15 protein-coding genes are annotated in these 18,305 nt (G+C 66.9%); 8 read left to right on the top strand and 7 right to left on the bottom strand.

The genetic code is table 11. From position 1 onward, the window contains the following. Nucleotides 1-117 precede the first annotated feature (117 nt). On the bottom strand, nucleotides 118-1,308 hold the full coding sequence (locus tag AMD14_RS03120) for an MFS transporter (RefSeq protein ID WP_005927904.1): 1,191 nt from the start codon (nucleotides 1,306-1,308) through the stop codon (nucleotides 118-120). 97 nt (nucleotides 1,309-1,405) lie between these two features. Here AMD14_RS03120 and AMD14_RS03115 point away from each other — a divergent pair, with 97 nt between their 5' ends. The 4 genes from AMD14_RS03115 (at nucleotide 1,406) to AMD14_RS03095 (ending at nucleotide 5,525) form a co-directional block, all read left to right on the top strand. Further along, nucleotides 1,406-2,308 carry a LysR family transcriptional regulator gene (locus tag AMD14_RS03115; protein WP_011050356.1) on the top strand — a complete coding sequence of 301 codons (903 nt, stop codon included), beginning with the start codon at nucleotides 1,406-1,408 and terminating at the stop codon, nucleotides 2,306-2,308. A 68-nt stretch (nucleotides 2,309-2,376) separates the two neighbouring features. Continuing rightward, entirely contained in the window at nucleotides 2,377-4,299 is a 1,923-nt protein-coding gene (locus AMD14_RS03110) for an MFS transporter (protein ID WP_011050355.1), read from the top strand. Nucleotides 4,300-4,770: 471 nt separating this feature from the next. After that, nucleotides 4,771-5,115: a CD225/dispanin family protein gene (locus tag AMD14_RS03100; protein ID WP_005920117.1), complete on the top strand. Its 345-nt coding sequence runs from the start codon at nucleotides 4,771-4,773 to the stop codon at nucleotides 5,113-5,115. Continuing rightward, nucleotides 5,115-5,525: a DUF2752 domain-containing protein gene (locus AMD14_RS03095; RefSeq protein ID WP_005914178.1), complete on the top strand. Its 411-nt coding sequence runs from the start codon at nucleotides 5,115-5,117 to the stop codon at nucleotides 5,523-5,525. The genes AMD14_RS03100 and AMD14_RS03095 overlap by 1 nt, the downstream gene beginning before the upstream one ends. A gap of 79 nt (nucleotides 5,526-5,604) precedes the next feature. On the opposite strand, the gene AMD14_RS03090 is transcribed toward AMD14_RS03095, so the two are convergent. Both AMD14_RS03090 and nudC read right to left on the bottom strand, forming a co-directional pair. Further along, nucleotides 5,605-6,495 (bottom strand): cobalamin biosynthesis protein, encoded by an 891-nt coding sequence (locus AMD14_RS03090; protein WP_011050354.1) that lies wholly within the window; start codon nucleotides 6,493-6,495, stop codon nucleotides 5,605-5,607. A gap of 73 nt (nucleotides 6,496-6,568) precedes the next feature. Next, nucleotides 6,569-7,459: an NAD(+) diphosphatase gene (gene nudC, locus AMD14_RS03085; protein WP_003483119.1), complete on the bottom strand. Its 891-nt coding sequence runs from the start codon at nucleotides 7,457-7,459 to the stop codon at nucleotides 6,569-6,571. Nucleotides 7,460-7,575: 116 nt separating this feature from the next. Here nudC and AMD14_RS03080 point away from each other — a divergent pair, with 116 nt between their 5' ends. Beyond that, nucleotides 7,576-8,790 (top strand): IS4-like element ISXac1 family transposase, encoded by a 1,215-nt coding sequence (locus AMD14_RS03080; RefSeq protein ID WP_011050083.1) that lies wholly within the window; start codon nucleotides 7,576-7,578, stop codon nucleotides 8,788-8,790. 336 nt (nucleotides 8,791-9,126) lie between these two features. Here AMD14_RS03080 and AMD14_RS03075 read toward each other — a convergent pair whose 3' ends face one another. The 4 genes from AMD14_RS03075 to AMD14_RS03055 form a co-directional block, all read right to left on the bottom strand. Beyond that, entirely contained in the window at nucleotides 9,127-10,389 is a 1,263-nt protein-coding gene (locus AMD14_RS03075; RefSeq protein WP_015462810.1) for a lipase family protein, read from the bottom strand. 943 nt (nucleotides 10,390-11,332) lie between these two features. Continuing rightward, on the bottom strand, nucleotides 11,333-11,719 hold the full coding sequence (erpA, locus tag AMD14_RS03065) for an iron-sulfur cluster insertion protein ErpA (RefSeq protein WP_002808218.1): 387 nt from the start codon (nucleotides 11,717-11,719) through the stop codon (nucleotides 11,333-11,335). Between the two features lie 83 nt (nucleotides 11,720-11,802). After that, on the bottom strand, nucleotides 11,803-12,252 hold the full coding sequence (locus AMD14_RS03060) for a bactofilin family protein (RefSeq protein ID WP_005914186.1): 450 nt from the start codon (nucleotides 12,250-12,252) through the stop codon (nucleotides 11,803-11,805). A 3-nt stretch (nucleotides 12,253-12,255) separates the two neighbouring features. After that, a complete protein-coding gene (locus AMD14_RS03055; protein ID WP_003483103.1) occupies nucleotides 12,256-12,993 on the bottom strand; it encodes a DUF6776 family protein in 738 nt (245 codons plus the stop codon). A 140-nt stretch (nucleotides 12,994-13,133) separates the two neighbouring features. Between AMD14_RS03055 and AMD14_RS03050 the strand changes: the two genes are divergently transcribed. From AMD14_RS03050 to AMD14_RS03040, 3 genes are read left to right on the top strand one after another with little or no spacing between them, the layout of a single operon-like run. Further along, nucleotides 13,134-13,760, top strand: a complete 627-nt coding sequence (locus AMD14_RS03050; RefSeq protein ID WP_003483099.1) for a DUF4126 domain-containing protein — start codon at nucleotides 13,134-13,136, stop codon at nucleotides 13,758-13,760. A gap of 38 nt (nucleotides 13,761-13,798) precedes the next feature. After that, nucleotides 13,799-15,775, top strand: a complete 1,977-nt coding sequence (locus tag AMD14_RS03045) for an EAL domain-containing protein (protein ID WP_015471664.1) — start codon at nucleotides 13,799-13,801, stop codon at nucleotides 15,773-15,775. 39 nt (nucleotides 15,776-15,814) lie between these two features. Next, entirely contained in the window at nucleotides 15,815-18,085 is a 2,271-nt protein-coding gene (locus tag AMD14_RS03040) for an ATP-binding protein (RefSeq protein ID WP_040107563.1), read from the top strand. Nucleotides 18,086-18,305: the final 220 nt, after the last annotated feature.

Genomic DNA, 18,305 nt, shown 5'->3' with positions numbered 1-18,305 from the left:
ACAGGCGTGGGCGCCGCGGCCCATGCAGCCTCGATGCGGTAACCGATGTCGAACACGGCGATGCCGCGCAATCGCCACTTTCATGCGTTCGCTGCGTCCTCGCCCCACCGGCCGCGCTCACTTCCACTGCTTGCGCGCCACGCTCAGCCCCACCCAGCCCAGCGCCGCCGCAGCAAGCACCGCGCCACCGATCACCACACCCATCCAGCCGGCCTGCGCATACGCCGCCGTGCCCAGGGTCGAGCCCACTGCACCGCCGATGAAATAGCAGGTGATGTAGGCCGAGGTGATGCGATTGCGCGCCGCCGGGTTGCGCTGATAGATCACGCTCTGGTTGGCGATATGCACGCCCTGCACCGCGATATCCAGCAGCAGCACGCCGACGATCAGCAGCACGATCGACTGCGGCGCAAACGCCAGCAAGCCCCACGACAGCAGCAACATCGCCAGCCCGCCCCAGCTCACGCGGTCGCCATGGCCGTGATCGGACCAGTGCCCGGAGCGATTGGCGGCCAGTGCACCGGCCGCACCGATCAGGCCGAACAAGCCGATCACCGCCGTGCCGTAGCCATAACTCGGCCCGGACAACAAAAACGCCAGCGTGGTCCAGAACATGCTGAAGCCGGCAAAGATCAGCCCGCCCAGCACCGCGCGCGAACGCAGCACCGCATCGTCGCGCAGCAGCGTCAGCACCGAGCCCACCAACCGCGGGTACGCCAGTTGCGCATTGCCGGGATGGCGCGGCAGCCCGCGCCACAACAGCCCGGCGGTGAGCAGCAACGCGACCGAGGCGATCCAGTACACCGTATGCCAGCCGCCGACACCGGCGAGCACGCCGGCCGCGGTGCGCGCCAGCAAGATCCCCAGCAGCAACCCGCTCATCACCGTGCCGATCACCCGGCCACGCTCGTGGGGCGCAGCCAGCGTGGCGGCGAACGGCACCAGGATCTGCGCCGCCACCGAGCTGGCGCCGGTCACGATGGTGCCGGCCAGCAACATCGCAAAACTGTGCGAACTGGCGCTCACCAGCAGCCCAAGCGCGCTCAGTACGAACAGGCCCACGATCAGGCCGCGCCGCTCCAGCCGGTCGCCCAGCGGCACCAGCAACAGCAACCCCGCCGCGTACGCCAACTGCGCCGCGGTGACCACCGCACCGGCACTGCGCACCTGGATGCCGAATGCCTGCGCCAGCGTTTCCAGCAGCGGCTGGGCGTAGTAATTGCTCGCCACCGCCAACCCGGTGGCGGCGGCCATCAGCAGCACCAGGCGACGGGGCAAGGGCGGGTGGGAGGTGGGCTCGGTCTGCATGGCGGCTGTCTGGTCAAGGAATGCGCACAGTGTGGGCAGCCGGCACACATCTCTCCAATGTATTGTTTTCACTATCGCCATCTTTTTTCGAGATTGCATGCTGACCTTGCGCCAACTGGAATTTGCCGTGGCCGTGGCCGAAGAAGGCGGTTTCACCGCCGCTGCGCGCCGCTGCAACACCGTGCAGTCGGCGCTCAGCCACCAGGTCGCCAAGATCGAAGAGACCTTCGGTGCACGCCTGTTCGAACGCGGCACCCGCCGGGTGCGGCCCACCGCCGCCGGCGAGGTGCTCCTGCACAACGCCCGCCAGACCCTGCGCGCTGCCGAGCGCCTGCACGAGGAAATGGCGCAGGCCCTGGGCACCGTGCGCGGGCGGTTGGCGTTGGGGCAGATTTCCTCGCTCACCACCGTGCAACTGCCGGCCTTGCTGCATCAGTTCCGCAGCGCGCATGCGCGGGTGGACGTGCATCTGCGCACTGCCATGAGCGAGGCGTTGCTGCACGATCTGGGCGAAGGCCGGCTGGATGTCGCCCTGGTCGGTGTCGGCCCGCAGCTTGCGGTGCCGGCGCAGCGCCTGCTGCTGCATGAAGAGGCGCTGGCCTTGATCGTGGCCCCCGGCCACCGCCTTGCTGCGCGCAAGCGGGTGGCGCTGGCCGAGCTGGACGACGAACCGATGGCCGGGCTGGTTCCCGGCGCCGGCGTGCGCGGCATCATCGATGCCGCCTTCGCCCAGTCCGGCCTGCGGCAGCGCCAGCAGTACGAAGTCACCCATGCCGATCTGGTGCGCGAACTGGTCGCTGCCAACCTGGGCGTAGGCATCGTCCCGCAGACCATGGCCGGCGCCATGCGCGGCGTGATCACGGTGGCCTTGAAGGAGCGCTACCGCTTTCTGACCTATGCGGTGTGGCGGCCCGACCCCAGCCCGGCCGCACGCGCCTTCGTGGCCTTGCTGCGCGCCCAACTCGCGCAACGCAGGCCACCGGCACAGAGAAGCCGCTGAGCGCAACCGCCATCCACCAGCACGCCATGGAAGCCTGCTAGGCTGCGCGCGTTCGCAAAGGAAACTGCATGTCCGGTCACAGCCAGTTCGCCCTGCTCAGGCAGCGCCGCTTCTTGCCGTTCTTCGCTGTCCAGGCGCTGGGCGCGTTCAACGACAACGTCTATCGGCAGGCCATCATCGGCCTGCTGTTCTATCTCGGCATCGATGCCGCCCAGCGCACGCTGTATACGAACCTGGCGCCGGCACTGTTCATCCTGCCGTACTTCCTGTTCTCCGCGCTGGCCGGGCAGATCGCCGAGAAGCTGGAAAAGCAGAAGCTCATCGTGATCACCACCACGATGGAGATTGCGATCATGTCGCTGGCCGCGGTGGGCTTCATCACCGAGAACATGGTGATCCTGCTGATTGCGCTGTTCTGCACCGGCCTGCAGTCCACGCTGTTCGGGCCAGTGAAATATTCGATCCTGCCCTCGGTGCTGAAGCCGGAAGAACTCACCGGCGGTAACGGCCTGGTCGAAATGGGCACCTCGATTTCGATCCTGTGCGGCATGATCTTCGGCGGGCTGATCTTCCAGATCGCCGGCAGTCATGGGCCGGAGGCTGCCGCCACCGCGGTGATTGCGATTGCGGTGACCGGCAACCTGGTGGCGCGGCTGGTACCGCGCGTGGATGCCGGCGCGCCCGAGCTGAAGATCAACTGGAACCCCATTCCCGAATCGCGCGCCATCATGCGCCTGACCCGACGCACGCTGGCGGTGCGCAACGCGGTGCTGGGCGTGTCGTGGTTCTGGTTCATCGGCACCGTGCTGACCGCGCAGTTGCCCACCTATGCCCAACTCAACCTGGGCGGACAGCAGGATCTGTACGTGTTCGCGCTGGCGCTGTTTTCGATCGGCACCGGCGCAGGCTCGCTGCTGTGCGAACGGCTGTCCGGCCGCACCGTGGAAATCGGCCTGGTGCCGCTGGGCGCGTTCGGCATCAGCGCCTTCCTGCTGGACCTGTACTTCGCCCGGCCTGGCGCAGCGCCGGTCACCGGCCTGTCGATCGGCCAGTTCGTGCAGCAGCCCGGCAGTGTGCGGCTGATCATCGATCTGGTCGGCATCGGCCTGTTCACCGGCCTGTTCGTGGTGCCGTTGTTTGCGCTGATCCAGAGCCGCACACCCAAGGCCGAGCTGTCGCGCGTGATCGCCGGGCTCAATATCCAGAACGCGTTGTTCATCGTGGCCGCGGCGGTGATCGGCATCGCGCTGCAGTTGCCGCACGTGGTGCTGTTCGGGGCACGGATTCCGCTGCCGGGCTTGAGCATTCCGCAAGTGTTCCTGGCACTGGCAATCGCCAACACGCTGGTGGCGCTGTGGATCTTCACCCTGGTGCCCGAGTTCCTGATGCGCTTTCTCAGCTGGGTGCTGGTGAGCGTGTTGTACCGCCTGCGCGCGCGCGCTATCGACACGCATGTGCCCGACGAGGGCGCCGCCCTGCTGGTGTGCAACCATGTCAGCTACATGGACGCGCTGATCCTGTCGGCGGTGATTCCGCGCCCGGTGCGCTTTGTCATGTACTACAAGATCTTCCGCATCCCGGTGATGCGCTGGATCTTCCGCACCGCCAAGGCCATCCCGATCGCCGGCGCGCGCGAAGACCCCGCATTGATGCAGCAGGCCTTCGACCGCATCGATGCCGCATTGGCCGATGGCGAGCTGGTGTGCATCTTCCCCGAGGGCGCATTGACCAAGGATGGCGACATCGCACCCTTCAAGTCCGGCGTGGAAAAGATTCTGCAGCGCCGCAACGTGCCGGTCATTCCGATGGCGCTGCGCGGCATGTGGTCGAGCATGTGGAGCCGGCGCGACACGCGCCTGGGCCGCATGCGGGTGCCGCGGCGGATGCGCGCGCAGATCGACGTGGTGGCAGGGGCAGCGGTCGTCGGCGATCAGGCCAGCGCCGCGCTGCTAGAACAACAAGTGCGCACGCTGCGGCAGGATCAGCCCTGAGCCCGGCGGGTGCAGGCTTTGCGTCCATGGCGCGCCGCGAGTAGCCTGTGCGCCATTGCACGCTTTGCCGTCGCAGCCGCCAGGCGGACGCGGCCGGCCGTACCAGGGGGACGTCGTTGTGCTCAACATCATCGCGCCTGAGGCGTCTGCCCTGATCGGCGGGTGTCGCGCATTGCAGCGGCTGGCTGTGCCGGCAGCGATGGGCATGCCGCTGCGTTCGCTCGCGGCGCAGGCGTGGAGCGCCAGGTCCGCTGGCGCGAGCAGATATCCGGCACAGCGCAGCGCCACTCGCCGCTACCGCTACCGACACGCCGCTCGCCGCTCGCCGCTCGCCGCTCGCGCCAAACCTCGCATGAGGGCCATCCGGCCATCGTCAGCGCACACGGGCGCATCACCGCCGCGCATGGCGCCCGATAATCGACCCCACTCACCCATCAGTTCGCTGTTGTTTACCACCCAAGGAGCTTCACCATGAGTGCCATGCCACCGCCGATCCATCCCTCGTCCAGCGCCGCGCCCGGCCCGGTGCCGAATCACCTGATCTGGGCGATCGTTTCCACCGTGCTGGGCTTTTGCCTGTGCTGCCCGGCCCTGATCTCCGGCATCGTGGCGATCGTGTTTTCCAGCAAGGTCAACGGCCTGCTCAACCAGGGCGACATCGACGGCGCACGCCGCGCCTCCAACACCGCCAAGACCTGGTGCATCGTGACCAGCGTGCTGGCCGCGATCGGCCTGCTGATCAACATCGGCATGGTGGCCACCGGCGGCATGCAGGGCTACATGGACTACATGCAGCAGTTGCAGCACATGCAGTAATGGAACTGCGTCCACGCCATTGGCTTGGACTGGGGGCGGCCACCAGCGTGGCCGCCCTTGGCGTGTCGTTGCTGTATCGCTTCGATCCGAATGCCAGCAACAGCCCGTTCCCGCCTTGCGTCTTTCGGGCCGTCACCGGCTGCTACTGCCCCGGCTGCGGCATGACCCGCGCACTGTATGCGCTGGTGCACTTCGACCTGCCCGGTGCCTTCGCGATGAATCCGGCCGCCGTGCTCGGCCTGTTCATCCTGCCCGGCCTGATCGCCTGGAAAGCCGGCTGGCGCGCGCGCTGGTTCTCCCCGGTGGTGGCCGTGATGTCCGAACCGAAGTTCTGGTTGTGGGCATTGCCGGCGTACTGGATCGCAAGAAACCTGCCGTGGTACCCGTTTACCTTGCTGGCGCCGGGTTAGACCGCGAACAATCGCGAGGGGCCGACGTTTCCATAGGGCCCGGCGCTACACATCTTCTCGCCCGACATCACGCGCGGCGCTACCGCACCCAGCCCGCAATCACCAACAACGCCAGCACCACCAACCATAGCAGCAGCACGCGCCAGACCAGGCTCATCGCGTCGCGTACTTCCGGCAGGCGGCGCCAGACCGGCACCAGGCCCGAATCGGTGTAGTCGTGCGCTTCCTCGCGCAGCTCGGCGCTGACGCTGGCACGTGCAACGGCGCCGAGAAAATGCGGTTCCAGCGACCAGCGGTTGCCATGCGCCTGCCGCCAGGCGCGGAACACGGTGTCGAAGTTACCCACCAGCGCCATCGACATCGTCATCAACTGCGCCACCGGCCATTCCAGCACCGCCAGCAGCCAGCGCGCGCCAGCCAGATTGCGGGGCGGCAGCAACACGGCCAGCGGGCTTTCCACCGCCAGGGCAGTGAGCCGATACAGCACCGCGCCGAACGGCCCCAGCAGCAGAAACCACCACAGCACCGCAAACCAACGTCGCAGGCCGTTGACCACCACCGCTTCCACCAGCGACGGCGCGTCTTCGTGCACGCTGCCGCCGGCGGCCTGCAGGTGCGAAACCGCTTCGCGCCGCGTGCGCGGCTCGTCGGCGTCGATGACCGCTTCCACATCGCGATCCAGATCGCGCGGACCCCAGGTCCAGGCCAGCACCGCCACGCCGAACAGCAAGCCCAGAAAACCGTGCCAGACATCGTCCAGCAGCCACTGCACCAGCAACACCAGCAGCGCCGGTAGCACGGCCAGCAGTACGCCATAGCGCCCTTGCCACGCACCGCGCCCGGCCGCGTAACTGTCCAACCGGCGCAGCCATTGGCCGAACCAGGCGAAATTGCGCAGCCTGGCCACCTGCGCCGGTACCAGATGGCCCAGCGTGAGCGCGACGACGACGGCAACCAGGGTGGTGAACATGGGCAGGCCTCCTCAGCCGAGTCTAGCCGAGCGGACGCGAGCGCCGCTGCAACACCGCAAAAGCCGGCCAGGCTCAGCCATGCGCACGATGCCAGTGCTCGATCAACGCACGCGCAATGGAAATGCGCGGCGGCAACCCGATATCGCCCTCGCCGGCCAGCGCGGCGCTGACCTGCGCATGGCTGACCCAGCGCGCGTCTTCCAGCTCCCCGGTGACCTGCGGCACCTCGGTCGCAGCGGCGCGCGCGGTGAACCCCAGCATCAGCGCCCCCGGGAACGGCCACGGCTGCGCGCCCAGGTAGCGGCAGTCCTGCACATGCACGCGGGTTTCTTCGTACACCTCGCGCACTACGGTCTGCTCCAGCGACTCGCCCGGTTCGACGAACCCGGCAATCACCGAATAACGTCCTGGCGCCCAACTGGCCTGACGGCCGAGCAGCAAACGCGCGCCATCGCTGACCGCCACGATGATGGCCGGGTCCACGCGTGGGTAATGCTCGGTCTGGCATTGCGTGCAGTGCGCGATGAAGCCGGCGCGCCGGAACGCGATCGCACCGCCGCACACGCCGCAAAAGCGCGTGCGCGATTGCCAGTGCAACATCGCCCGTGCATAGGCGAAGGCGGTAGCGATCTCGGCAGGCCAGTCGGCAGCGGCCTGGCGCAGATCGATCCGCTGCGGCGCCTGCACCGCGACGATGTCGGCCGGCAGGCAGAACCAGCCCACCGCATCGCGCAGACCCAGGAAGATCGCGGCCTCCGGCCCGTCGCCCAGTTCGGCGCCATCCAGCAACAGCGGCTGACCATCGGCATCGGCCAGCGCCGTGCCCTTGGCGTCGATCAACAGCACACGGCCCTGTGGCCACAGACGCGCCAGGGCGTCGGGATCGTCACGCAGCACATCGCCGCGATCGAGCGGCGCGTGGGTGAAGGCAAAACCGGAAGCTGAAAAAAGAGACTCTGACACTGAGGTTTCCCCACATTTCTTCCTGCGAGATCAAGCGCTTGGTGGGCCAGGCGGTGGAAGAAGGTGCGCGCATGGGGCACGCTTCAAGGTGATTAAGCCAGAGAAGAGTGCCGACCATGCGCGCCAGCGAAGTATTGCAGAAGTGCCTGTCTAACTCACTCTCCGGGATGCATGCGTTACGCCAACGTACCTTGCTGGGCGCGGTTGAAGCGCTAGTGCACGGGGGCCGACTGACGCTGATCGACATCGCACGCGCGTGGCCTGGCGCGACGCGGGTACGTGCGCCCCTCAAGGCATGCGACCGCCTGCTGTGCAATCGCACGTTGCAGGCCGAGCGATCCATGATCGAGCGGGACATGGCGCATTGGCTGTTGCGCGGCGACCAGCCGGTGATCGTCATCGACTGGAGCGATTTGAAGCCGGACAAGTCATGGTGTCTGCTGCGCGCAGCCGTGCCGATCGGTGGACGCACACTCACCTTGCTGGACATGGTGGTTGCCGGGAAACAGCAGGGATCGCCCGGCGCGGAAAAACGCTTCTTGCAACAGCTCAGGCGAATGATTCCAGACGATGTGCGTCCGATCCTGGTCACGGACGCCGGATTCCGCACGCCATGGTTTCGCGCGGTGTCGGCGATGGGCTGGGATTGGGTCGGGCGTCTTCGCGGACGCACGCAGGTCAAACCGCAAGACGTGCCCGATGATGCAGCGCAATGGATCGATAGCCGACGCCTGCATGCATTGGCGTCCAACCGTGCATGCGAATTGCCACCGATGCAGGCCAATCGCAGTGATCCACTCGATTGCCGTCTGGTGCTCTATGCCAAGACACGTCTGGGACGTCAGCAACGCAACCGCCGCTCGCCAGCGAAGGTCTCGCGTGCATCCTCCAGCTTGAAAGCAGCGGCGCGTGAACGCGAGCCGTGGTTGATCGTTGCCTCCCCACAGTTACAAGCACCCAGCGCGAAACACTTGGTCAATCTGTACGCACGAAGGATGCAGATCGAGCTGGCATTTCGTGATCTGAAGTCGCATCGCTACGGTCAGGCGATGGAAGACAGCCTGACCCGTCGCGGCGAGCGGTTGCAGATCCTGTTGTTGCTCAACACACTGGCCACCTTTGCCAGTTGGCTGGCAGGACTGGGATGCGAAGCCACCGGTATCGCCCAGTGGCTATCGCCACGCAGCAGTACACGCAAGCTCTACTCGACACTGCGTGTCGGCCGCCAGGCGCTGGCCAGGCGCTGGCCGATGGAACCTGTCTCACGCTGGCTAGAACGCTTACGTACACTGCCCGAAGCAGTGCGTGAGCAGATGACGCTGGTGCTTTAAAAACGTGGGGATACCTAAGACTCTGACATCGGCGCAAGCCTGCCGATAATCGGCAGCGCCTGCAACCATCGTACCCACTCTATCGAGCGCGCCTGCGGTGCGTGTTCAGACGCGGACGCCGCTCGCGCTGGCCACTGGCGCGGGATGCGGTTCACGCCAAGCGGCACGCGGCCCTATCACTGGACAGCGCGCGGGTGCGGCCCTGTCAGGACACGCACGTGAGCCAGTGGTCATGGCAGTGCATTGCAACGGCTGCAGTGAAGCGCCATGCAGGTGCGGGCTTCGAGACGCCCGCACCTGCAAACCCTTCGGCAGCGTCGAGCAACGACCGCGGCGTCAGCGCTGCTTGTCCAACAGCTGATGCCGCACTGCCACGATGCACGGCTCGTTCGTCAACAGATGGACGAAGGCCGAGTTGTCGCTGGAGTTGCCGGTGCCGATATCCACCACCGCCACCTGGTTGCTGCCACGCCGCTTGAAGCTGGCGATGGCGGTCTGCGCGTTCTTGAGCGGAATGGTGGCATCGTTGGACGAACCGCACAGCAACGTCGGCGTCTGCGGCGCCCACGCCAGCAGATCGTTGCGCGCCAGATCCTGGCGGAACGGGTTGGCGGGATTGCTGGCAAAGTCGCGGTAGAAGCCGGGCTGGAAATACGCCTTGAGTCGATCGATGCCTGGCAAGGTGTCGCCGAGAAACAGATCGGTCAGGCTCTGCTTGCCCGGGAACAAGGGCTCCACCTTGGCAGCCCACGGGTCTTGAAACACCTGTCCGGGCTCCAGATAGATGTTCTTGTACGTGTGCTGCATCGCGACGATGGCATAGCTGCCCAGAATGATGCCGAAGCTGCTTTCGCCCACCGCGTTGCTGCCGCTCCAGCTGTCCAAAAACGTCTGCTGCAGCGCGTAAGGCCCGGAGATCGGCGCGCTGGCCACCAGCTGGAATTCCTTGGACAGATGCGCTTCTATCTCGCGCTGGGTGGCCATCGCCGTGTGGCCGCCCTGCGAATAACCCGACAGCATCACCTTGCCGGACAGCGGCGTGTTCAAGCGTTGCAACACGCTGCGCGCCGCGCGCATCGCATCGATGGTCGCACTCGCCTCGGTCGCGCTGTGCAAATACGGGTGATAAGGGTAGTTGGACGGACCAAACCCCAGGTAATCGCTGCTGACCACGACATACCCCTGGCTGGCCAGGCGCGTGACCAGTGGGTCGTTGCCCTTGGCATCGCGGATGTCCTTGGCCTGCTCCTCAGCGCGAACCGTTCCGGTCGGACGCCCCCAGCCCAGCAACGGGTACGGCCCGGCGCACCGCTCGCCATCCGGAATCAGCAGCACGCCAGATGCGGTTGCAGGTTCGCCTTCGACACCGACGGTTGCATAGGTGAATTCGGCAACACGGACGTTGCATCTGGGCTGCTCGGCCTGCGGCTCGGAGGCCAGCATCGCGCCGATCGCATCACGGGTGTAGCTGGTCAGGAAATTGCTGGTAAGCAAGGTGCCGCGCGCGGGCGCGGCCTGCGCGCCGGGTGCAAGCACTGCGCTGGCGATGCCCAACATGGCCGCCAGGCCAAACGCCGAACGGGAGTTGATCTGCAACATGAAGTGATGCTCTCTTGGGGAAGGACGGAAGACGCGCAGCAATCACCCAACGCCAGATCGGTCTCGGTGCGATCGAGGTGCGGAAGAAGCGTGAGTGGTCACTGCGCGACGGCTTGGAATCGACACAAGGCATGGCAGACGTGTCAGCACGGTGTCACACATGACCGCGGTGGATCAACGTGGACAAGCGGCAGTGCCTGGAGAAAACGCGCATATCGTGGCGCCAGCGGAAGCACGCACGCAGTATGGCCATCTGGATCCATGCACCATCGCGCACGCACGAAGCTGGCGCGCGCGCCGCGAAACCTGCAGCGCAGAAAGCGTCGTGGCGCGTCACGCGCGCGTGCAGGTCGCCGGCCTTGCGGGCGCAACCCAAGCAATCAGATGCGTGCCTGCCCATCATCGACAGCCAGCAACGCGCTGCATTCCTGTCGTTGCGCTGAAAATCGCTGCAACGCCGCGCGCGGCACAGGCTCTTTCAACGCGGCGCGTGGATCGCTGTCTACGTGTCACTACATGGCGCGCAGCTGTCACCGTACTGAAGGATTGCCGCAGAATTGCTCAGCGTGGAAGCACTCACACGCCTGCCTGACCAGTCGCCGCCATTCGCGCACTGCGCTGCTCGCGTTGGCAGCCTCATCGTGATGGCGGTCGGCAGTCGCCCGACGAGCTGCAGCGGCGAAGCAAGCGATGCGCCTTCCTCATCACAGCGCGCACCGCGAGGTAAGCGAGGCATACTGGCCAGTCCCGCCACCTGCAATGCGTCCACCTCATCGCCAGCTGGTCAACATCGAGCGAGACCAGCGCGCCACTCAGCCGCGATCGATCTCACGTTCGGCAGTCACCCTGTCACCAACGCAGATGCACTGCAGAAGCACGCGCTACGCGCCGCAATCCGCGTTCACCCAGATGCGTCGCACAATCCGCATCTACCCAGATGCAATCAGACGCTGAAGCTGCTCCCGCACCCGCAGGTGGTTTTTGCGTTCGGATTGCGGATCACGAACTGCGCGCCGGTCAGGCTCTCGGTGTAATCCACCTCGGCGCCCATCAGGTATTGCAGGCTCAGCGGATCCACCAGCAGCGTGACGCCATCGGTGGCCACGGCCAGGTCGTCCTCGGCACGGTTCTCGTCGAACTCGAAGCCGTACTGGAAGCCGGAACACCCTCCGCCCTGGATGTACACGCGCAATGCCAGGTCGGCATTGCCTTCTTCCTGGATCAGCTCGCGCACCTTGGCGGCAGCGGCCACGGAAAAGTTCAGTGGCCGGTCGATGGACTGGTAGTCCGGCGCCGGGGCGGCAGTAGGAAGCGAAACGAGCGTACTCATGGCGCCAGCATGGGGGCCAGAGGGCCCCACTTCAAGCCATGCCGCCTTATCGGCTGCCGCGGCATTCACTGCGCATGCCGCGCTCAGGCGTCGGCGGTTTCGGCCTGCAACGCCGTGACCGGTTCGGCACGGCTGGGTTCCGGCGCCGGCAGCGCCGCGGTTGCGCCGGCCGTGGTGGCATGGATCAGCCGCCCGGTAAGCTGCGCGCCCGCGCTCATTTCCACCACCTGGTAGTGCACGTTGCCCTGCACGCGCGCATTGGCGGCCAGTTCGACCCGCTCGGCCGCATGCACATCGCCGGTCAGCTGGCCGTTGATGATCACCACCGGCGCACGCACTTCGCCTTCGATGCTGCCCTGCTCGGCCACCGTCAGGGTGGCGCTGGCGCCGTCTTCGGCAATCACCTTGCCCAGGATGCGGCCTTCCACATACAGCCCGCCGCTGAACGTCAGGTCGCCGCGGATGACCACCTGCGGCCCGATCAAGGTATCGACCACGGTCTGCGCACCACGGTTGGACTTGTTTCCGAACATGAGCTATTCCCCCGCGCCATTGCCGGCGACTTTCCAATCGAATGTCTGACTGACCGGCGCCCCATCGCCGCTCAGGGAGATTTTGACACGTTGCGGGGTGAAATCCTTCGGCAGGATCACGCTACCGTCCAGCTGCTGGAAATACCGGAACGAGTACGGTTGCCCGGCGGCGTCGGGCTTCTGGTGCAACTCGTTCCAGCTCACCGTCACCAGCTTGCCGGCGCGCACGCCTTCCACCGCAAAGCGCAGCTGGCCCTGGCTGATTGCGCCGCGGTTGAGGTTCTGGGTCAGCACCACGCTGTAGTTCCAGGTGCCGCCGGCTTCGGCGGTGAATTGCACCGAATGCGCGTTGAGCCCCTTGCGCTGTGCGGTGGAGCCCACCAGCCGCTCGTAGAAGGCCACATCGGCGCGCAGCGCGGCGATCTGCTCGTCGCGCTCGGCCAGCGAGGCCTGCACTTCGGTGTTGGCCGCGCGGCTGATCTTGTCGGACATCGCCAGATTGACCTGGCGCTGCTGCAACTGCTCGATCTGCCGACGTTGCTGGACCTGGCTGCGTTGCGCCTGCTGCAGCGCTGCCTCGGCCTTCACCAGCCGCGGGGCAGCCGTGCGCGTGGCCATCCACCACACCCCGCCCAGCGAAGCCAGCCATACGATGGCAACCAGCAGCCACCACCAGCGGCCACCGGAACGGCCATGCCCGGAGGCACGTTGGACGATCTGCACGCGTGCGGCTGGTCTCATGGGCATCGGGTCCGGACGGGCCGGCGCAATCATGGGCGGCGTAGTGTGCCAGAGCCCAGACGATCGTCGCGCTGGCGCTGGATCGGCGGTTATTCCAAAGTTCTGCGATAGTTCTGCAATTGTTTGCAGGGAACCACGCCATGAGCGAAGCGCATCTGTTCGTGATCGGCATCCTGCTGGCCTGGCTGGCCGGCATCCGGGTCTATCTCACCGTGTTCGGCGTCGGCCTGGCCGGCCTGCTGGGCTGGATCGATTTGCCGCCGGCGCTGCATCCGGCGCAGTCGTGGTGGGTCCTGGGCACCTCCGGCGCGCTGGCAGTGGCCGAATTCATCGCCGACAAGATTCCGGGCGTGGATTCGGGCTGGGACCTGCTGCAGACGCTGGCCCGCGTGCCAGCGGGCGCCTTCCTGGCCGCGGCGACGCTCTCGCCCGATGGCGACCTGGGCGCGGGCGCCCTGGCGGCCGGTGCCGGCGTGGCGCTGACCAGCCACACGCTCAAGGCCGGCACCCGCGCACTGCTCAACACCTCGCCCGAACCGGCCAGCAACTGGATCGCCTCGCTGGCCGAAGACACCATCGCCACCACCGCCTTGGCACTGGCACTGGCGCACCCCTGGCTGGCACTGGGTCTTGCGGTGGGCTCCAGCCTGATGGCGGGGCTGGTGGTGTGGTGGGTCTGGCGATTGCTGTGGCGGGGCATGCGTCGGCTGGTTGCGCCGATACGCCCTGCCGCCACGCCGACTGCACGCAGCTCCCCGCTACCGTGAAGTTTATCGCATAATCACAGCGACTGTAGGGAGTATCGATGGCCGCCCGAGATCCGGTTTCTTCCACCACACGTGACGACACCGCCACGCGTAATCGTCCACTTCGCGCCGAGACCCCGCCGGCCGACCACTGGCGTCGCTGGGCCGATGAGGTTGCGTCGCCGGCCGACACCGCTGTGCCGGTGAGCGCGGCGATCATTCCTGCGCCTGCCACTGCAGCGGCGGCCAGCCCGGCCGCGGCCGTGGCGACGCCGCGCGCGGTGGCGGCCAGCAGCAGCGCACGTGTTGCCGCAGCAACGGCGCCCACGGCGTCACCCACATCGGCAGCGCCCGCCGCGCCGCACGATGGCGAGGACAATGTCGCCGCCGATGCGCCGTACCGCGTCCTCATCGTCGAAGACGACCGCTCGCAGGCCTTGTTCGCGCAGAGCGTGCTGCACGGCGCCGGGATGCATGCGCAGGTCGAGATGACCGCCGCCAGCGTGCCGCAGGCGATCCAGGACTATCACCCGGATCTGATCCTGATGGATCTGCACATGCCCGAGCTGGACGGCATCCGCCTGACCACGCTGATCCGCCAGCAGCCCGGTCAGCAGTTGCTGCCGATCGTGTTCCTGACCGGCGACCCGGACCCGGAGCGCCAGTTCGAAGTGCTCGACAGCGGCGCCGACGACTTCCTCACCAAGCCGATCCGCCCGCGCCACCTGATCGCTGCGGTGTCCAACCGCATCCGCCGCGCACGCCAACAGGCGCTGCAGCAAGCCGGCGAACAGGTCAGCGTGCGCAGCAATCCGGAAACCGGCCTGCCCACCCGCGGCCACGTGATGGACCTGCTCGCCGACGCGCTGGAGCGCAAGCAGTCCGGCGGCCTGTTCTTCATCGAGATCGCCAGCGCGCTCGGCCTGCGCGAGCGTTACGGCTATGCCGCCTACGAGCGCCTGATGACCCAGGCCGGGCACCGCCTGGCCAGCGCCGCCCAGCCCTACCCGCTGGCGCGCCTGAACGACAACAGCTTCCTGCTGCTGGCCGTCGACATGCCCGAAGCCAGCCTGGAACAGCAGGCGCTGGAGATCCGCCAGCGGCTGTCCGCCAACGCCTTCCCGGTGCGCGAAGAAGAATCCGTGCATGTGCGCTGCGCCATCGGCGTCGCACCGCTGGGCCTGGGCTTCGACGACACCGGCAGCGCGCTGGAAGCGGTCGAACGCACCGCGCTGCAGGCACGCCTGCGCAGCGACGGCGTGCAGACCTATCTGGCGCCCAGCCAGGCCGAACAGCAGGAACAACTGCGGCTGGTCGAAGGTCAACTGGAACTGGCCTATCAGCCGATCGTGGCCGTGGCCGGCGGCGACACCGCGCAGTACCAGGTGCTGCTGCGGCTGCGCCAGGCCGATGGTACCTTGCTCTCGGCAGGCCAGGTCATTCCTGCCGCAGAAGCCGCCGGGCGCATCGCCGATCTGGACCAGCAGGTCATGGACCACGCGCTGGGCCTGCTGCACCTGTACCAGCACGCCAGCCCGCCGCTGCGCCTGTTCGTCTCGCAATCGCCGCGCACGCTCGCCCGCGATGCCTTCGCCGACTGGCTGCTCAAGGCGCTGGTCGAGCGTGGCGTGGCCGGCCAGTCGCTGATCGTGGATCTGCGCCTGGACGATGCATTGATCCATGCCGTCACCGTGCAGCAGTTCTGCGCCAAGTTGATGCCGGCCGGCGTGCAGTTCTGCCTCAGCCAGTTCGAACCCGGCGATGAAGCCAACGCACTGCTGGCCCAGTTGCCGCTGAGCTTCGTACGCATGGCCAACCGCTTCGCCGATGCGCACGGCAACGCGGCGGTGCGCGACGAACTGCGCGGCGTGATCGACATCGCCCACCAGCGCGGCCTGCTGATCATCGGCCAACGCATCGAAGATCCGCAGGCAGCGGCTGCGATGTGGATGAGCGGCGTGGATTTCATCCAGGGCAACCTGGTGCAGACCGTCGGCAAGGAACTGGACTTCGACTTCACAAGCGCGGTGCTCTGAGTGAGAGAGCGGGCAGCAGGTCTTCGCGCCTGGAGCATCTTGGCAGTGCTGGCCGCGCTGGCAGCCGCACTCGGCGCAGGCCTGCAGTGGTCTTCGCTGCAAGGCCCCTGGCGCGCCGTCAGCGCGGTGTCGGCAGCGCTGGCGGTGGTCTGCGGGCTGTGTGCCGCGTTTGCCGCTCACCGTGCCGCTCATGCGCAGCACGCGTTGGCGCAGCGCCTTGAAGAAGCCGACCTGGCCCGCGAACGCTTGCAGCAGGAACTGCGGCGCCACGGCGAGCTCGAACAGGAACTGTTGCGCGCCAAGCAGGCCGCCGAGGCCGCCACTCTGGCCAAGGGCGAATTCCTGGCCACCATGAGCCACGAGATCCGCACCCCGCTCAACGGCATCATTCCGATGCTGGAGCTGATCTCCAGCGGCCAGCTCAGCCTTGATCAGCGCGACATGCTGCAGACCGCCACCGGCAGCTCGCTGCAACTGCTGCGCATCGTCGACGACATCCTCGATTACTCCAAGCTCGAGGCCAACAAGCTCGAACTGGAAATCACCACCTTCAATCTGCGCGAACTGCTCGACGGCGTCATCCAGTTGCTGCAGCGCACCGCCGAAGGCCGCCAGCTGCGCCTGAGCCTGGATATCGAACCGTCGGTACGGCTGCTGGTGCGCGGCGACCCGATCCGCCTGCGCCAGGTGCTGGGCAATCTGATCGGCAACGCCATCAAGTTCACCGAACGCGGCAGCGTCGACATCCAGCTGCGCCGCCTGGGCGAAACGCGCGCCCAGCATCTGCTGCGCTTCCAGGTGCGCGACACCGGGATCGGCATCGCCCCGGACCAGCAGGCACGCCTGTTCCGCTCCTTCGCACAAGCCGACGCCTCCACCACGCGGCTGTACGGCGGCACCGGCTTGGGCCTGGCGATCTGCAAACGCATCATCGACCTGATGGGCGGCCGCATCGGAGTGGAATCCGAACCCGGGCGCGGCTCCACGTTCTGGTTCGAAATCCCGCTGCTCAAGGTCATCGGCGACCTCCAGCAGGCCACCGGCGCCGACGCCGCACGGGTGATGGTGATCAGCTCCGATGCGCGCCTGTCGCAACGCCTCAAGCGCCTGCTCGACAGCTGGGGCGTGTCGCACGTGCTCATGGAAACCACCCAGGAAGCGCTCGAACGCGTGCGCCGGCACAGCGACGGCGAAGGCTTCCGCTGCGTCATCGCCGACCACGACACGCTGCGCTACAGCGCGCGCGCAGTGCACCGCGCGCTCGCGCGCCCGGAAAATGCCAGCAGCGCGCGGCTGATCTGGCTGTACGGCGAAGAACCGGTACCGGCCGAACTGCAGGATCACGCCACCCTGGTGCCACGCCTGAGCCCGGACGAAACCCTGCGCGCCCTGGTACTGCCGCCCGAACCCAAGCCCGCCCACGCCACCACGCTGGCCTCGGCGATGATCCCCGAGCCGTTGCCACCGCCGATGGCCAACGCCCGCGAGGTGCGCATCCTGCTGGTCGAAGACAACCCGGTGAACCTGCTGGTCGCGCAGAAGCTGCTGGCGGTGCTTGGCTTCGAGGCAGACACCGCCACCGACGGCGAAGCCGCACTGGCCCGGATGGAATCCACCCGCTACGACATGGTCTTCATGGATTGCCAGATGCCGGTGCTGGATGGCTATGCCGCCACTCGCCGCTGGCGCGCCATGGAAACCGAAAGCGGCGGCCGCCCGGTGCCGATCGTGGCCATGACCGCCAACGCCATGGCCGGCGACCGCGAACGCTGCCTGGCCGCCGGCATGGACGACTATCTGTCCAAGCCGGTCGCACGCGAACAGCTCGACGCCTGTCTGCAACGCTGGCTGCCGCGTCAGGCGCTGCTGCCCGGCCCAAGCCCTGCCGGGCAGGCCACCCATGACCCCGAAAGCGCCAGCGCCGCCGCGCAGGCACGCGCCCTGCCGATCCTGGACAACAGCGTCATCGACGAGCTGTACGAGGTGGCGGGCGCGGACACAATCACCATCCTGCAATTGTTCCTGGAAGACGCCCCGCTCATCATCGAACAACTGGAAGCGGCCGCCGCCAACCGCGACAGCATGCAGCTGCGCGATCTGTCCCATACGCTGAAGTCCTCCAGCGCCAACGTCGGCGCGCAGGCCGTGTCCAACGCGGCACGGCGGATCGAACTGGCCGCCCGCACCGGCACCATCGAACGCCCCTCGGTCATGGTCGCCCTGGTCATCGCCGAATACGCCCGCGCCCGCCTCGCCCTGCTGGGCCAGGTCGCCCGCCTGCAAGCCGACGCCAGCACGACAAATCACTAATCGCATCAGTGTGTCGAAGCGGCGGCAGACGCCTGGGACCGTCACCTGCATCCGTTAACGCGAGGCTCAAATCGCTCTGATGCTCAACGCCTTCTCACCCGAAAGGACGCTCGAGCCTCTCTGGTCCCGGAAGGACACCAGAGCCCCCCCCTCCTGCGGGAAAGGGGTGGGGTGAGGGTACGGGCGAAGCCACGCACTCTCACCCGGCAACAGAATCTGT

It is taken from the genome of Xanthomonas citri pv. citri (assembly GCF_000961215.1).
GTDB classification, from domain to species: Bacteria; Pseudomonadota; Gammaproteobacteria; order Xanthomonadales; family Xanthomonadaceae; genus Xanthomonas; species Xanthomonas cissicola.
The sequence above is the reverse complement of the archived record's forward strand: the minus strand, read 5'-3'. Positions and strand labels throughout refer to the sequence as shown.

What these genes read in the sequence shown, in the direction of transcription:
- AMD14_RS03120 (WP_005927904.1), bottom strand. Translation starts at nt 1,308, where the DNA reads ATGCAGACCGAGCCCACCTCCCACCCGCCCTTGCCCCGTCGCCTGGTG.
- AMD14_RS03115 (WP_011050356.1), top strand. Translation starts at nt 1,406, where the DNA reads ATGCTGACCTTGCGCCAACTGGAATTTGCCGTGGCCGTGGCCGAAGAA.
- AMD14_RS03110 (WP_011050355.1), top strand. Translation starts at nt 2,377, where the DNA reads ATGTCCGGTCACAGCCAGTTCGCCCTGCTCAGGCAGCGCCGCTTCTTG.
- AMD14_RS03100 (WP_005920117.1), top strand. Translation starts at nt 4,771, where the DNA reads ATGAGTGCCATGCCACCGCCGATCCATCCCTCGTCCAGCGCCGCGCCC.
- AMD14_RS03095 (WP_005914178.1), top strand. Translation starts at nt 5,115, where the DNA reads ATGGAACTGCGTCCACGCCATTGGCTTGGACTGGGGGCGGCCACCAGC.
- AMD14_RS03090 (WP_011050354.1), bottom strand. Translation starts at nt 6,495, where the DNA reads ATGTTCACCACCCTGGTTGCCGTCGTCGTCGCGCTCACGCTGGGCCAT.
- AMD14_RS03080 (WP_011050083.1), top strand. Translation starts at nt 7,576, where the DNA reads ATGCGCGCCAGCGAAGTATTGCAGAAGTGCCTGTCTAACTCACTCTCC.
- AMD14_RS03075 (WP_015462810.1), bottom strand. Translation starts at nt 10,389, where the DNA reads ATGTTGCAGATCAACTCCCGTTCGGCGTTTGGCCTGGCGGCCATGTTG.
- erpA (WP_002808218.1), bottom strand. Translation starts at nt 11,719, where the DNA reads ATGAGTACGCTCGTTTCGCTTCCTACTGCCGCCCCGGCGCCGGACTAC.
- AMD14_RS03060 (WP_005914186.1), bottom strand. Translation starts at nt 12,252, where the DNA reads ATGTTCGGAAACAAGTCCAACCGTGGTGCGCAGACCGTGGTCGATACC.
- AMD14_RS03055 (WP_003483103.1), bottom strand. Translation starts at nt 12,993, where the DNA reads ATGAGACCAGCCGCACGCGTGCAGATCGTCCAACGTGCCTCCGGGCAT.
- AMD14_RS03050 (WP_003483099.1), top strand. Translation starts at nt 13,134, where the DNA reads ATGAGCGAAGCGCATCTGTTCGTGATCGGCATCCTGCTGGCCTGGCTG.
- AMD14_RS03045 (WP_015471664.1), top strand. Translation starts at nt 13,799, where the DNA reads ATGGCCGCCCGAGATCCGGTTTCTTCCACCACACGTGACGACACCGCC.